The 14,115-nt window shown below is 72.8% G+C and carries 9 protein-coding genes; all 9 read left to right on the top strand.

What is annotated here, in order from left to right; genetic code table 11:
* Positions 1–38 precede the first annotated feature (38 nt).
* The 9 genes from dxs to KHP12_RS38550 all read left to right on the top strand — a co-directional run bounded on the left by dxs (position 39) and on the right by KHP12_RS38550 (position 13,931).
* Positions 39–1,937 (top strand): 1-deoxy-D-xylulose-5-phosphate synthase, encoded by a 1,899-nt coding sequence (gene dxs, locus KHP12_RS38590; protein WP_086883770.1) that lies wholly within the window; start codon positions 39–41, stop codon positions 1,935–1,937.
* Positions 1,934–3,085, top strand: a complete 1,152-nt coding sequence (ispG, locus tag KHP12_RS38585) for a flavodoxin-dependent (E)-4-hydroxy-3-methylbut-2-enyl-diphosphate synthase (RefSeq protein ID WP_086883771.1) — start codon at positions 1,934–1,936, stop codon at positions 3,083–3,085. Before dxs ends, ispG begins: the two co-directional genes overlap by 4 nt.
* Before the next feature lie 10 nt (positions 3,086–3,095).
* Positions 3,096–4,304 (top strand): 4-hydroxybenzoate 3-monooxygenase, encoded by a 1,209-nt coding sequence (locus tag KHP12_RS38580; RefSeq protein ID WP_086883772.1) that lies wholly within the window; start codon positions 3,096–3,098, stop codon positions 4,302–4,304.
* Positions 4,301–5,269 (top strand): UbiA family prenyltransferase, encoded by a 969-nt coding sequence (locus KHP12_RS38575; RefSeq protein ID WP_210609116.1) that lies wholly within the window; start codon positions 4,301–4,303, stop codon positions 5,267–5,269. Before KHP12_RS38580 ends, KHP12_RS38575 begins: the two co-directional genes overlap by 4 nt.
* Positions 5,270–5,580: 311 nt before the next feature.
* On the top strand, positions 5,581–7,200 hold the full coding sequence (locus KHP12_RS38570; protein ID WP_086884210.1) for a class I adenylate-forming enzyme family protein: 1,620 nt from the start codon (positions 5,581–5,583) through the stop codon (positions 7,198–7,200).
* A gap of 74 nt (positions 7,201–7,274) precedes the next feature.
* Positions 7,275–8,081: a transmembrane-type terpene cyclase gene (locus tag KHP12_RS38565; RefSeq protein WP_086884211.1), complete on the top strand. Its 807-nt coding sequence runs from the start codon at positions 7,275–7,277 to the stop codon at positions 8,079–8,081.
* Between the two features lie 35 nt (positions 8,082–8,116).
* On the top strand, positions 8,117–10,126 hold the full coding sequence (locus KHP12_RS38560; RefSeq protein WP_086884212.1) for an FAD/NAD(P)-binding protein: 2,010 nt from the start codon (positions 8,117–8,119) through the stop codon (positions 10,124–10,126).
* Positions 10,123–11,568: a nitrosuccinate lyase gene (locus tag KHP12_RS38555; protein ID WP_210609117.1), complete on the top strand. Its 1,446-nt coding sequence runs from the start codon at positions 10,123–10,125 to the stop codon at positions 11,566–11,568. The genes KHP12_RS38560 and KHP12_RS38555 overlap by 4 nt, the downstream gene beginning before the upstream one ends.
* Positions 11,569–11,678: 110 nt before the next feature.
* On the top strand, positions 11,679–13,931 hold the full coding sequence (locus KHP12_RS38550; RefSeq protein ID WP_246648813.1) for an MMPL family transporter: 2,253 nt from the start codon (positions 11,679–11,681) through the stop codon (positions 13,929–13,931).
* Positions 13,932–14,115 lie beyond the last annotated feature (184 nt).

The following is a 14,115-nucleotide window of genomic DNA, read 5'->3' as shown; positions in this document are numbered from 1 at the left end:
CGCACCCGGCTCCACCGACGCGGAGGGAGTGAACCCGGATGACACTGCTGGAGACCATCCACGGTCCCGCCGACATCAAGCACCTGGACGCCGGCCAACTCACCGGCCTCGCAACGGAGATCAGGCATTTCCTCATCGACAAGGTGCTGCGCACCGGCGGGCACCTGGGTCCCAACCTGGGCACCGTCGAACTCACCATCGCCCTGCACCGCGTCTTCGACTCCCCCCGGGACCGCATCCTGTGGGACACCGGACACCAGGCGTATGTGCACAAGATCCTGACCGGCCGCCGGGAGGGGTTCGACCGGCTCCGGCAGAAGGGCGGCCTGTCCGGCTACCCCAGCCGGGCGGAGTCCGAGCACGACACCATCGAGAACAGCCACGCCTCCACCGTGCTGTCCTACGCCGACGGCCTCGCCAAGGGGTTCCGGCTGCGGGGCGAGACCGACCGCGCGGTGGTGGCTGTCATCGGGGACGGGGCGCTGACCGGCGGCATGGCCTGGGAGGCGCTGAACAACATCTCGGGCGCCCCCGACCGTCCCGTCGTCATCGTGGTGAACGACAACGGCCGTTCCTACGCGCCGACCACGGGCGGCCTCGCCACCCATCTGGCGGGCCTGCGCACCTCCCCCGACTACGAGCGGTTCCTGGAGTGGTCCAAGCAGCGGCTGCGGCACACCCCGAAGCTCTACGAGGCGCTGCACGCGGTCAAGACGGGGCTGAAGGACATGCTGGCCCCGCAGGGGCTCTTCGCCGACCTGGGCCTGAAGTACCTCGGGCCGGTCGACGGGCATGACATCGCGGCGGTGGAGGCCGCCCTGCGGCAGGCCGCCGGGTTCGGCGGGCCGGTCGTGGTGCACTGTCTGACCCGTAAGGGCCACGGCTACCGGCGCGCGGAGGCCGACGACCGCGACCACCACCACGCGGTGGGTGTCAGCGACCCGGCCACCGGCGAACCGCTGGGCTCCCCGGGCCCGTCCTGGACGTCGGTCTTCGGCGCGGAGCTGGTCGAGATCGGCCGTGCGCGCCCCGAGGTGGTGGCGGTGACGGCGGCGATGCTCCGGCCCACCGGGCTCGCGGCGTACGCGGAGGAGTTCCCGGACCGGGTCTTCGACGTCGGCATCGCCGAGCAGCACGCGGTCACCTCGGCCGCGGGGCTCGCCATGGCGGGGATGGTGCCGGTGGTGGCCGTGTACTCCACGTTCCTGGGCCGCGGCTTCGACCAGCTGCTGATGGATGTGGCGATGCACTCCTGCCCGGTGGTGTTCGTCCTGGACCGGGCCGGGGTCACCGGTGACGACGGGGCCTCCCACAACGGCATGTGGGATCTGTCGGTGCTCGGGATCGTGCCCGGTCTGCGGATCGCGGCGCCCCGTGACGGAGCCCGTCTGCGCGCCGCGCTGCGCGAGGCGGTGGCGATCACCGAAGGACCCAGCGCCATCCGGTTCCCCAAGGGCCCGGTGGGGCCGGACATCCCGGCCGTCGACCAGCACGACGGCATCGATGTGCTGCACCGCTCCCCCGGCGACGACGTGCTGCTGGTGTCCGTGGGCGCCATGGCCGCGACGGCGTGCGAGGCGGCGCGCCGGCTCACCGGGGAGGGCCTGGGCGTCACCGTGGTGGACCCGGCCTGGCTCAAACCGGTCAACCCGTCCCTGATCAAGCTGGCGGAGCAGTACCGGCTCGTGGTGACCGTCGAGGACAACCTGCGCGTGGGCGGCTACGGCTCGCTGCTCGCCCAGGAGTTGCGCGACGCCGGTGTCCCGGCCCCGGTGTCCGGTTTCGGGATTCCGCAGCGCTTCCTGGACCACGGCAAACGCGCCGACATCCTCGCCGAATGCGGCCTGAGCCCCGAAGACCTGGCCCGCTCGATCCACCTGCGGATCGCGGCCGACCGTGCGCCGGGTGTCCGGCGCCTTGAGGAGGATTCCCGATGACCGTCGATCTCGGCCTGCCCGCCGCGCCGCCACCGGTGCTCGGCAAGCGCCGTGTCACCCGTCAGCTCCGCGTCGGCGCGGTGGGGGTCGGCAGCGACTTCCCCGTCTCCGTGCAGTCCATGACGACCACCGTCACCGCCGATGTCAACGCCACCCTCCAGCAGATCGCCGAGCTGACCGCGACCGGCTGTGACATCGTCCGGGTGGCCTGCCCCAGCCAGGACGACGCCGACGCGCTGCCGCAGATCGCCCGCAAGTCCAAGATCCCGGTGATCGCCGACATCCACTTCCAGCCCAAGTACGTGTTCGCCGCCATCGAGGCGGGATGCGCGGCGGTGCGGGTGAACCCGGGGAACATCAAAAAGTTCGACGACAAGGTCAAGGAGATCGCCCGGGCCGCGAAGGACCACGGCACCCCGATCCGCATCGGGGTGAACGCCGGCTCGCTGGACGCGCGGCTGATGGCCAAGCACGGCAAGGCCACCCCCGAGGCGCTGGTGGAGTCGGCGCTGTGGGAGGCGGGGCTCTTCGCCGAGCACGGCTTCCACGATCTGAAGATCTCGGTGAAGCACAACGACCCGGTGGTCATGGTGCGCGCCTATGAGCTGCTCGCCGAGTCCTGCGACTATCCGCTGCACCTCGGGGTGACCGAGGCGGGCCCCGCCTTCCAGGGCACCGTCAAGTCCGCGGTGGCCTTCGGCGCGCTGCTGCGGCAGGGCATCGGCGACACCATCCGGGTGTCGCTGTCGGCGCCCCCGATGGAGGAGGTGAAGGTCGGCACCCAGATCCTCCAGTCGCTCAATCTGCGGCCGCGCAAGCTGGAGATCGTCTCCTGCCCCTCCTGCGGCCGGGCCCAGGTGGATGTGTACAAGCTGGCCGACCAGGTCACCGCCGGTCTCGAGGGCATGGAAGTGCCGCTGCGGGTCGCGGTGATGGGGTGTGTGGTCAACGGTCCCGGTGAGGCGCGGGAGGCCGATCTCGGTGTCGCGTCGGGCAATGGCAAGGGCCAGATCTTCGTCAAGGGGAAGGTCATCAAGACCGTCCCCGAGAGCAAGATCGTGGAGACCCTGATCGAGGAGGCCATGCGCCTGGCCGAGGAGGCCGGCCCGCAGGACGCCCCCGAGTCCCCCACCGTCAGTGTGGGATGAGGGGGCATCCGTGAAGCGCCTGACAACGCGGGTCGCGATCGTCGGGGCGGGCCCCGGCGGTCTGCTGCTCTCCCATCTGCTCCAGCTCGCCGGGGTGGACTCGATCGTGCTGGAGCGGCGGAGCCGGACTTACGTGGAGAAGCGGGTGCGGGCCGGGCTGCTGGAGGGCGGCACCGTGGACTTCCTGCGCGAGGCCGGTCTGGCGGACCGGCTGGACCGTGAGGGGCTGGTCCACGAGGGCTTCGTCTTCCGGTTCGGTGCGCGCGCCCACCGGATGCCCTTCACCGAGCTGACCGGCCGGACCGTCCATATGTACGGCCAGCAGGAGCTGGTGAAGGACCTGACCCGGGCCCGGACGGCGGCCGGGGCGCGGCTGTGGTTCGACGTCCCCGACGTCGAGCTGCGCGGCCTGGAGACGGACACACCGGCCGTGCGCTGCACGGTGGCGGGCGAACCGGTGGAGATCGCCTGTGACTTCGTCGCGGGCTGCGACGGATTCCACGGGGTCTCCCGCCGGTCCGTGCCGCCCGGCGCGCTGACGACCTACGAGCGCTCGTATCCGTACGCCTGGCTCGGGGTGCTGGCCCAGGCCCCGCCCGCCGCCGAGGAGCTGATCTACGCGGTGCACGGCCGCGGCTTCGCGCTGCACAGCATGCGCTCGCCCGCGGTGAGTCGGCTCTATCTCCAGGTGGAGGCCGGTGAGTCGGTGGAGAACTGGCCCGATGAGCGGATCTGGAAGGAGCTGCACACCCGGCTGGACATCGACGGCGCCCCGGAGCTGGCCGAGGGGCCGGTCCTGGAGAAGAGCTGTGTGGCGCTGCGTGGCTTCGTCACCGAGCCGATGAGCCATGGGCGGCTGTTCCTGGCCGGGGACGCCGCGCATATCGTGCCGCCGACCGCGGCCAAGGGGCTCAACCTCGCCGTGGCGGACATCAAGGTGCTCGCCGCGGCCTTCCGGGAGTTCTACGAAACCGGCGACCGCGGCCCGCTGGACGGCTATTCGGCCGCCTGTCTGCCCGGGGTCTGGCAGGCGCAGGAGTTCTCCGACTGGATGTCGCGGCTGCTGCACCGGCCGACGGAGGGCCGGGTGTTCGACGAACGCCTCCAGCACGCCCGGCTCGAGGCCGTGGTGCGCTCCCCCGCCGCCGCGCGGAACTTCGCCGAGAACTATGTGGGCCTGGCGCGGGAGCGAACCCCGGCCCGGGGAGGTCGGCCGTGACGTCGCTGACGAGCGAGAGCCGGACGACGGCGCGTCCCCGCCGCGGCGGGGACGTGGCGCGCGGTCTGTTCCGGCTGTCGAAGATCTTCGTGTACCAGAACTACTTCGGCTGGGGCATGGCGTGGCTCATCCTGAGCCCGCAGGCGCGCGACCGCCCGGGGACCACCGCCGCGATGCTGCTGTTCCTGCTCGGCTCCATGGGCATCGTCACCTGCACCTGCGCCACCGACGACCTGGTGGGCTTCCGCAACGGCAGCGATGCCCGCAACTACAAGGCCGGCGACACCAAGCGCGACATCCGCGGCAAGCCGCTGCTCAGCGGGGCGGTCACCGAGCGCGAGACGGTGCGGTTCATCGCCTGCGCGGCCTCGGTCGCGGTGCTCGCGGGGATCGGGGCGTTCTGGGCGCTGGACTGGCGGGCCCCGGCCGTGGCGTACCTCCTCTACGGGGTCGGGTTCTTCCTCAGCGTGCAGTACTCGGCCGGGCTGCGGCTGAGCTACCACCGGGGCGGTGCGGAGACGCTGCTGTGCCTGGCCACCACGGCCGGGCTGCTGGCCCCGTATCTGGCGGTGGAGCGGCACTGGTCGTCCCCCGCGGTGCTGGTGGGCCTGTTGCTGGGGCTCTGGCTGGTGATGGTGAGCAGCTACTCCAACGTCAACGACGCCGACGGGGACCGCTCGGTGGGCCGCCGCACGCTGGCCGCGTCCACCGGGCCGCGGGTCTACAAGACCGCCATGGCCGTCTTCTTCCTGGCCTCGGCCACGCTGATCTGCGTCCTGGGCCTGGCCACCCGGTGGCCGTGGTGGACCCTGCTGACCCTCCTGCCCGCCACCGCCCTCCATGCGGCCCAGCTGCGCGAGGGCCCGCTGCGGGGGCGCTGGCTGAGCGCCCGCAAGCTCGGGCTCTACGCCTACGACCTGGGCTTCCTGGGCCTGCTGGCGCCCGCGCTGTATGTCCTGTCCTAGGGGGTGTCCGGCGGTACGCGTACGCCTGCGGCGTGCTGCTCCCCTACCCGCCCCTTCCCGACACCTGACGATATGCGGCTCCGCCGCGTGGGGGGCTTCGCCCCTGGACCCCGGACGGGCTGAAATCAGCCCCTCCGGCGCTTGAGGAGCGGGGTCTGGGGCGGAGCCCCAGTTGAGGGAAGGGGCGGGGAGGGGGAAGCAACGATATGCGGCTCCGCCGCGTGGCCCGCCGCAGGCGCCACGACCCGCCGGACACCCCCTAGCCGTACCCCCCGTCCCAGCCGTACGCACCCCTATCCAAGGAGATGAGCATGGCGGCGCGTTCTCAACGGCCCGTCAACGTAGGCCGGTTGTTCCACTGGGCCGCCGAACAGGGCAGGCCGACGGTCATGCATCTGGACCGGCCCTTCGACATCGCCCCGGACTCCGGCACCCGCTTCGACGTACCCGCCCTGGCGGCGACGGTGGAGGACGCCGCGGGCTGGCTGTACGGGGCGGGGCTGCGCCACGGCGACCGGCTCGCCATCGTCAAGGAGAACCACTACGACTTCATCCTGCTCGCCGCGGCCGCCGCCCGGCTCGGGGCGCTGCCGGTGATGATCGCGCCCATCCGGTCGGAGGCCCATATCCGCACCCTGCTCACCAGGATCTCCCCGAAGGTCCTGGTGATGGGCACCACGGTGCTGGAGCGGATGACCGCCGCCGGGGTCGCGCTCGACGACCCGGGGATGACGCTGGTGGCCGTCGGCGAGGACCGCCCGGGGCTGCCCGGCGGAACACTGCGCATCGACGATGTGCGCGGCGGCGCCCGCCCGCCGGTGCGGTTCCGCGGCCCCCATGAGCCCATGCTGGTCACCCACACCTCGGGCACCACGGGCGTGCCGAAGCTGGTGGTGCACTCGCCCGCCACCACGCTCGCGGCCGTGCCGTTCCGCATCGAGTCCTACCGGCTGCCGCTGATGACCTCCCGGCCACAGGACGTGGTGGCCAGCGGGATCTCCTTCGCCCACAACCGCAATCTGTCCTGGACCAACGGGACGCTGTTCCGCGGGCCGCGGAAGATGGTGATCCTTTCCGATCCGGGTCTGGAGAACGTGGCGCGGATGCTGGCCGCGCACCCGCCCACCTCGCTGGAGGCCTGTCCGAACGTCTTCCAGTACTGGGAGGAGCTGGCCGACACCCGGCCCGAACTCTTCGCGGGCGTACGGCGGTTCATCAGCACCTTCGACGCGGTGCACCCCAGGACGGTCCGCAAGTTCCTCGGCGCCTCCCGGGTCCGGCTGCCGCTGTGGGCCTGGGGCGTGGGGCAGTCGGAGATCGCGGGCATCGCCGCCGGGGTGGCCACCCGCTCCATGGTCCGTCCGGGCAAACCCCGGGCGCACGACGCCACCAACGTCGGGTTCCCGCCCCTGGTCCGGGTGAAGGTCGTGGACCCGGAGACCGGCCGCAAACGGCCCCGGGGGAAGCCGGGGCTGCTGATGGTCAGGACCAAGTCACGCTGTCTGACCTATCTGGGCGAGGACGACCGGCACCGCGCCAAGGACCAGGGCCGCTGGTGGAACACCGGCGACCTGGGCGAGTACGCGGGCTACGGCCGCATCCGGCTGATCGACCGCGAGGTCGACATGATCCCCGGGATGAGCAGCATCGAGCTGGAGTCCACCCTGCTCGACCGGCTGGACCGGGCCTCCGAGGTGATCGTGCTCGGGGTCCCCGGGCAGCCGCCGATCCCGGTGCTGTGCATGCGCGACGACGCCCTGGACCCCCAGGAGTGGGACCGGGCCTGCCGTGGCCTGCCCGAGATGGACAAGCCCCGGCTCGTGCCCTGGGACGAGATGCCGCGCACCGCCACCTGGAAGGTGCGCCGGGGGGAACTGCGCGAACAGCTGCTGGGCTCCAGCGACACCTACGGCACCGGCCAGTGGACCTGACCCGCGCCGCGCATCGCACCACCACACCACGCATCGAGACGACCGCATCCACCATGAACGAGGGGTAATTAGCCGTGTGGTTCCCGCCCGCTCTCATCGACCTCCCGAACGTCGCCCCGGTGACGCTGCCGGAGGCGGACCGGCCGAGTTGGCTGTTCTGGATCCTGATGGGCCCGTGCGCATCGGGCTGGCTGGTGGCGTACGGACTCGCCATCTACCGCGCCAAACTGGACAAGCGGGTGGGGATTCCCGTCTTCGTGGTCGAGGTCAACCTCGCCTGGGAGTTCACCCTCTCCCTGATCCTGGACCAGGCCGATGTGCAACGCCCGATCAACCTCAGCTGGTTCCTGGTCGACTGCTTCATCCTCCGGCAGACGCTGGCCTACGGATGGAAGGACTATCCCGGCATGAGCCGGCGGGCCTTCCGGTGGATGGTCTTCGGCGTCATCGCCTGGTCCGCGGTCTTCCACATCATGACCACCTATGAGCTCAAGGACGCCACCGGCATCTACACCGGCACCGGGCTGAACGTGTTCCTGAGCCTGTCCTTCATCTTCATGCTGGGCCGGCGCGGCTCCTCGCTCGGGCAGTCGATGTACGTGGCGCTCGCCAAGGGCATCGGATCGTTCTTCGCGGGCTGGACGGTGCTGGTGATGTACCCGGGCCACCACCTGTTCATCTTCCTCTTCCTGACCGTCTGGACCATCGACGCGGCCTACTGCGTGCTGCTGTACCGCAAGGTCCGCGAGGAGGGCCGCTCGCCGTGGGCCTGGAACCGGGGCCCGGCCGAGGTCCCCGACGACCCCGGCGGCCCCGCCCCGGCCGGCGCACCGCACCACGAGGAGCGGGAGGCGGCCGTCCGCGGCGCGGCCTCGGGCTGAGCCGCGTCCCGGCCCTTCGTCCACGGAGAATGACCATGACCACGCAACGTCTGGACGTCTGCCTCATCGGTGCCGGGCCCCGGGGGCTCTCGGTCCTGGAGCGGCTGTGCGCCAACGCCGCGCAGGCGCCCACCACCTCGGTCACCGTCCATGTGGTGGACCCGTATCCGCCGGGGGCGGGGCGGGTCTGGCGCTCCGACCAGTCCCGCCATCTGCTCATGAACACCGTCGCCGGACAGGTCACCCTGTTCACGGACGAGACCGTGGAGATGGCCGGGCCGGTGCTCCCCGGGCCCAGCCTGTACGAGTGGGCCCGGTTCGTGAGCCTCACCGGCGGTCTCGACGAGGTCGGGTACGAGGCCGGGTACGGCGAGGACGTCCTCGCCGAGGCGCGGCGCCTGGGCCCCGACTCGTACCCCACCCGCGCCTTCCACGGCCACTATCTGGAGTGGGTCCACCGCCGGGTGACCGGCACCGCTCCGGCGTCCGTCCGCACGGTGTCCCACCGCTCGCGGGCGGTCGGGCTCGAGGAGCGCACGGCGGGCGGGGCGCAGACCGTCGTCCTGGAGGACGGCACCCGGCTGGCGGGGCTGCACGCGGTGGTGCTGGCCCAGGGCCATCTGCCGCAGCGGCGCTCGCCGCGGGAGGCGGCCCACGCGGCCTTCGCCGAGGCGCGGGGCCTGCGCTACCTCCCGCCCGCCAGTCCGGCCGAGGTGGATCTGTCCGGCGTCCGGCCCGGGGAGGCGGTGGGCCTGCTGGGGCTGGGGCTGAACTTCTTCGACTATCTGGCGCTGCTCACCGAGGGCCGGGACGGCCGGTTCGAACGGCGGGCGGGACGTCTGGTCTACCGGCCCTCGGGCCGGGAGCCGCGGCTGCTGGCGGGCTCGCGCCGGGGCGTGCCGTTCCACTCCCGGGGCGAGAACCAGAAGGGCCCGCACGGCCGTCACCATCCGCTGGTGCTGACCCCGGAGGTGATCCGCGGTCTGCGGCGGCGGGCCCGTGAGCGGGGCGGTCTGGACTTCCGCTCCGAGCTGTGGCCGCTGATCTCCAAGGAGGTGGAGACGGTCTACTACACCGTGCTGCTCACCTCCCGGGGGCGGGAGGCGGCCGCGCACCGGCTGCGCGCCGCCTATCCGTCGGCTCCCCGGGGCAGCGCGGCGGAGGACCGGCTGCTGACCGAGAGCGGTATCCCGCTCCGGGAGCGCTGGAACTGGGGCCGGATCGCCCGGCCCTGCCCCGCCGACGGCCTCCGCTCGCCCGCCGCGTTCCGGTCCTGGCTGCTGGGGTATCTGCGGGCGGACCTGGAGGCGGCGCGCGCGGGCAATGTGCACGGCCCGCTGAAGGCGGCCCTGGACGTGCTGCGCGATCTGCGCAACGAGATACGGCTGGTGGTGGACCACGGCGGGCTGACGGCCCGTTCGCACCGCGAGGACCTGGACGCCTGGTACACCCCGCTGAACGCCTTCGTGTCGATCGGTCCCCCGGCCCGGCGGATCGAGGAGGCGGTCGCGCTCATCGAGGCGGGTGTGCTGACCGTGCTGGGCCCGCGCACCGTGGCGCGCGCCGACGCCGAGGAGGGTGCCTTCGTCCTGGAGTCCCGTGCCGTGCCCGGCTCGCGGCGGCGGGCGACCACGCTGATCGACGCCCGGCTGCCGGGCACCGATGTGCGCTCCAGCGCCGATCCGCTGCTGTCGGGGCTGCTGACGAGCGGTCAGTGCGGGCCGTATGCGGTCGGCGGCGCAGGCAACGGCACTGGCACCGGCAACGGGCCGGGCGGGCTCGAGACGGGCGGGCTCGCCGTGGGGCCCAGCCCCTACCACCTGCTGGATGGAGCGGGGCGGCCGCATCCACGGCGGTTCGCCTTCGGTGTGCCCACCGAATCCGTCCACTGGGCCACGGCCGCGGGTGTCCGGCCGGGCGTCGGCTCTGTGATCCTTTCTGATGCCGACGCCATCTCGCGTGCCGTGCTGGCGCTGCGCGACGGCTCGCCCACCGACCCCAACGGCCCCACCGGCCCCGAGACCATCGAGGTTTCCGTCCCATGACCGACGCCGTGAGCGATACGACCGACGGCGCCCCGCGCCCTGCCGACGCGGGCCTGCTGAGCCCTGTCCGGGCCGGCACCCCGGCCGAGGCCACCACTTCAGACGGCGCCTGGCTCCAGGCGATGCTGGACGCCGAGGCGGGCCTGGTACGGGCGCAGGCGCGGCTGGGCCTGGTGCCCGGGGCGGCGGCCCGCACCATCACCGACCTCGCCCGGGCCGAGCACCTGGACGTGGTGGAGATCGCCCGGCTGGCCCGGGGCGCGGCCAACCCCGTGGTGGCGCTGGTCCGGGCGTTCACCGCGCTGGTGGCCGCGGCGGACCCGGCCGCCGCGGAGTATGTGCACCGCGGCTCGACCAGCCAGGACATCATGGACACCGCCGCCATGCTGGTGGCGCGCCGGACCCTCGTACCCCTGGTGGCGGACCTGGAGCGGATCGCGCGGGCGCTGCGCGGGCTGGCCGTGGCGCACCGGGACACGCTGATGCCCGGCCGTACGCTCGCCCTGCACGCCGTGCCCACCACCTTCGGGCTGAAGGCGGCGGGCTGGCTGAGCGGGGTGGAGGACGCGGCGGCCCGGCTGGCCCGGATCCGCGACCACGAACTGCCGGTGCAGCTCGGCGGCGCGGCGGGCACGCTGGCGGGCTACACCGAGTACGCCCTGATGGACCGGGGGACGCGGCCCGGGGCGCCGGGGCCTGGCGAGTTCGCGGAGCGGCTGATGGCGGAGTTCGCCGCGCAGGTCGGGCTGAACGAGCCCGTTCTGCCCTGGCACACCGCCCGTACGCCGGTCGCGGGGCTGGCCGCCCAACTGGCCCTGGCCACCGGGGCGCTGGGCAAGATCGCGGTGGATGTGCAGCTGCTGTCGCGCACCGAGACCGCCGAGGTCGCCGAGCCCGCCGCCGAGGGCCGCGGGGTGTCCTCCGCGATGCCGCACAAGCGCAACCCCGCCCTGGCCACGCTGGTGCGCTCCGCCGCCCTCCAGGTGCCGGCGCTGGCCAGCGCCGTCATGGGGTGCATGCTCGCGGAGGACGAGCGGCCGGCCGGGGCATGGCACGCCGAGTGGCTTCCGCTGCGCGAGTGTCTGCGGCTGACGGGCGGGGCGGCGCACACGGCCGTCGAACTGGTCGAGGGTCTTGCCGTCTTCCCGGACCGGATGCGCGTCCATCTGGGGCTGACCGGCGGGCTGATCGTCTCCGAGCGGCTGGCCGCGGCCCTGAGCCCAGTGCTGGGCAAGGGGCCCGCGAAGGAGCTGATGGCCCGGGCCTCGGCGGAGGCGGCGCGCGGCGGGCGGACGCTGGGCGAGGTGCTGGCCGACGCCCCCGAGCTCGCGGGTCGTTTCACACCGGAGGAGCTGGCCGCCCTGCTGGACCCGGCGAACTATCCGGGGGCGGCCGGGCCGCTGGTGGACCGGGCGGTTCAGGAGCGCCGGGACCGGTTCTGACGGCCGCTCGTGGAGCGGCGTCGGCCGGGGATGTCACATCCGGGAGGGGCTCGGCGTCTGGGATGCCGAGACGGAATCCAGACGCCGTGGGATCGAGGAAGGAAAAGGGAATGCTGGACAGACTGGCCGGGTTCGTCGTGCGGAAGCGCCTGGCGGTGTTGGTCGTCGGCCTGCTGCTCGCCGTGGTCGGCGGGGTGGCGAGTACGACGTTGTTCGACAAGCTGACGGCGGGTGGTTTCGACGATCCGAAGTCGGAGTCATCGCGGGCGATCACCGCGCTGGACAAGAGGTTCGGGCAGGGGCTGCCCAATCTCACGCTGCTGGTGACGTCGAAGGGGCGGGTGGACGACCCGTCCGTGACGGCGGCGGGCACCGAGCTCACCCGGAAGCTGGGCGAGGAACCCGGAGTGGCGAACGTCAGCTCCTACTGGACCACCGGGAAGGCCCCGCAGCTGCGGGGCAGGAGCGGCCACAAGGCCCTGATCATGGGCACGGTCACCGGGGACGACACCACCTCGCAGAAGCGGGTCGCCGAGCTGGCGGACCGCTACGAGGGGGCGCGGGACGGGCTGGAGGTGAAGTTCGGCGGCTATACGAAGTTCCAGCGGGAGCTGCTGGAGCAGGGCCAGAAGGACGCCACCACCGGTGAGACGGTCGCCATCCCGATCACCCTGGTCGCGCTGGTGTTCATCTTCGGCAGCGCGGTGGCCGCGGCGCTGCCGCTGGCCGTCGCCCTGGTGGCGATGATGCTGACGATGGGTCTGACGTGGATCCTGGCGAGCGTCACGACGGTCGGCTCGCTCGCGGCGAGCGTGGTGACCCTGCTGGGCCTGGGCCTGGCCATCGACTACAGCCTGCTGATGGTCAGCCGCTACCGCGAGGAGCTGCGGTCCGGGCTCGCCCCGCCGGAGGCCATCCGGGCGATGCTGACGTCCGCCGGGCGCACGGTGACCTTCTCGGCGCTGACCGTGGCCGTATCGTCCCTGGCCATGGCCTGGTTCCCGCTCCAGGCGGTGCGGTCCATGGGCTATGCGGGGGCGCTCACGGCGCTGCTGTCCGGGGCGTCCTCGCTCATCGTGCTGCCGGCGCTGCTAGCCCTGCTCGGTGACCGGGTCGAGAAGGGCCGGGTGTTCCGCAGGCGGCGGACCGCGACGGCCGGTGGGACGGGCTCCGAGGCCGCCGCGCGGAGCGTGGAGAGCGGCTTCTGGCACCGGCTGGCCACCACCGTGATGCGGCGCCCGGTGCCGATCGTGACCATCGTGACCGCGTTCCTGCTGCTGCTCGGCGCGCCGTTCCTGGGCATCAACCTCGGCATGCCGGACGAGCGGGTGATGCCCGCGTCCTCGTCGGCACGTCAGGTGGCCGACGCCGTACGCGCCGAGTTCGACAGCAGCGAGCAGAACGCGCTCCAGGTCGTGGCGCCCGACGGGGGCTCCGACCGGGCGGCCGTCGGCGCGTACGCGAAGCGGTTGTCCCAGCTGCCGCATGTGGCCGCGGTGCGCACCGCCACCGGCGCCTATGCCGAGGGCCGCCGGGCCGCCCCGCCCGATCAGCGGTACGCGCGCTTCGCCTCGGGTGACGCGGTCTACTTCTCCGTGGTGCCGGAGACGGCCAGCGCGGATGACGCGGACCGGCTGGTCGGCGAGATCCGGTCGCAGAAGGCGCCGTTCGAGGCGCTGGTGGGCGGGGCCGCGGCCACCAATCACGACGCCGCGGCGGCGCTGGAGAAGTGGCTCCCGTACGCCCTGGGCACGGTGCTGCTGACCATGCTGGTGCTGCTGTTCCTGGTGACCGGAAGCGTGATGCTGCCGTTCCTCGCGCTGGTGCTCAGCGCGCTGAGCCTGACGGCCACCTTCGGCGCGCTGGTGTGGGTCTTCCAGGACGGCCATCTCGCGGGGCTGTTCGGCGACTTCACCCCGACCGGCAACATCGCCGCCACGATCCCGGTGATGCTCTTCGGCCTCGCCTTCGGACTCGCGATGGACTACCAGGTCTTCCTGCTGTCCCGGATGCGCGAGGAGTACGAGCTGACCGGCTCGCCGACGGCCGCCGTCGCCCAGGGGCTGGAGCGCACCGGCCGCATCGTGACGGCGGCGGCGGTGGCGATCTCGGTGGTCTTCCTGGCGTTCACCGTCTCCGGTATCTCGCTGGTGAAGGCGTACGGGGTCGGGCTGCCGCTGGCCGTGCTGATGGACGCGACGCTCATCCGTGGGGCCGTGCTGCCCGCCGCGATGCGGCTGGGCGGGCGCGCCACGTGGTGGGCTCCGGCACCACTGCGACGGCTGCACAGCCGCTACGGCCTGCGCGAGGAGCCCTCGGCACCGGCGCCCCGGCGCGACGGCGATCGGGCCTTCACGGGCTGACGCACGAGAGGGCTCGTGTACGGCGGCCCACGCTCCGGGGTGTCCGGCGGCTCTTTCCCCTCCCCGCCCCTTCCCGATACCAGGGGCTCCGCCCCTGGACCCCGGGCCCCCGCCACGCGGCGGAGCCGCATATGGACGCCGCGGGAAGGCGCGAAGCCCCGGCCCGGGGGCTGAGGCGACGCCC

The organism is Streptomyces asiaticus (assembly GCF_018138715.1).
Lineage (GTDB): Bacteria > Actinomycetota > Actinomycetes > Streptomycetales > Streptomycetaceae > Streptomyces > Streptomyces asiaticus.
The sequence above is the reverse complement of the archived record's forward strand: the minus strand, read 5'-3'. Positions and strand labels throughout refer to the sequence as shown.